General features: G+C 62.8%; 1 protein-coding gene. It reads left to right on the plus strand.

From position 1 onward, the window contains the following. The first annotated feature begins 120 nt into the window (after positions 1-120). Positions 121-1,383, plus strand: coding sequence for an IS4 family transposase (locus tag CV770_RS41065; protein ID WP_245454028.1), 1,263 nt, complete (start codon positions 121-123; stop codon positions 1,381-1,383). Positions 1,384-1,394: the final 11 nt, after the last annotated feature.

Genomic DNA, 1,394 nt, shown 5'->3' on the forward strand with positions numbered 1-1,394 from the left:
CGGCGGGTTGCCAAGTCATCTGAAGTCTGAATCCATCGGGAGGGGTGTGCCGATGGAGCGAGCGATGGAAGGTGGATTGGGACGGTTTGGCGACCGGCGCCTGGAAAAAGGGGGGCTCGTTTGCTGGCCTGTCTGGTCAGCGTCGGTCAATCTGGGATCAGTGTTCGGCGTGTTGGCGGGGATCGGGCCGGCGAGATCCGCATCACGCGTTTCCTGCGCAATCGGCGGGTGACCCCGGAGGAGATGGTGGCCACGGCCCGGTTGCGGACCGCGGGGCTGGTCAGGGGACGCCATGTTCTGGCGATACAGGACACCACGAGCTTGCGAGACGATGGCAAGCTCGACAGTTTGAGCCTTCACGCGATGATTGCGGTAGACGCCGGTGACGGCGCATTGCTCGGGCTCATCGATGCGACGTTCCTCAAACACGTCGGCGGCAAGAAGAGCCAGCGGGCCGTGCGGGCATTTGCGGATAAGGAGAGCAGCCGCTGGCTCGACACCACCCTCACGGCGGCTGAGTTGGCAGCTCATGGGGCGGCGTGCGTGACAGTGGTTGCCGACCGAGAGGGTGACATTTACGAGGAGTTTGCCTGCCGACCGGTCGAGACCGAGCTGCTGATCAGAGCCAATTACGATCGAACTCTGAAGGATGGTGGTACGCTCTACGGCTGCTTGGATGACGTGCCAGAGCTTGGCCGTGACGTCATCGATGTACCGGCCAAGCCGGGCCAAGTGGGACGGAAAGCCGTGTTGGCATTGCGAACGCGGCAGATCGACCTGCTGCGGCCAAGGCGCAAATGCCCAGGCGAAGAGGCCAAACTGCCGAAGGAGGTCACGCTTACACTGGTGGAGGCGCGCGAGGTTGATCCTCCTGCAAACGTCCCGCCGGTGCATTGGCGACTGCTGACGACACATCGAGCGACAACACTGGCGGATGCGCAGCAGATCACGCGCCTGTATCGCCAGCGCTGGACGATCGAGCAACTGTTCCGCCTCATGAAGACCAAGGGCTTCAACATCGAAGCCGTGCGCGTGGTTGAGGGCGGCCCATTCGAGAACTTGACCGCGGCAACGCTGGTCGCCGCGGTCCAAGTCCTACAAATGGTGCGAGAGCGCGATGGGGCAGCAGGCCGACCGCTCGACGATGTGCTCGATCCCGAGGATCATCCGGCTCTCGAAGCTGTTTGCCGCACTCTCGAAGGCAAAACCGATCGGCAAAAGAACCCGCATCCCTCTAGCTCGCTTGCCTACGCCACCTGGGTATGCGCGCGCCTCGGCGGTTGGACCGGATACTACGGTAAACCAGGACCCATCACGATCCTCCAGGGCCTGTTGGCCCTCAGGGCCATGCTCAGCGGCTGGAGGATCGCTCGCGATGTGTGAATCAAATAGGG

The organism is Bradyrhizobium sp. AC87j1 (genome assembly GCF_002936975.1).
Taxonomy (GTDB): domain Bacteria; phylum Pseudomonadota; class Alphaproteobacteria; order Rhizobiales; family Xanthobacteraceae; genus Bradyrhizobium; species Bradyrhizobium shewense.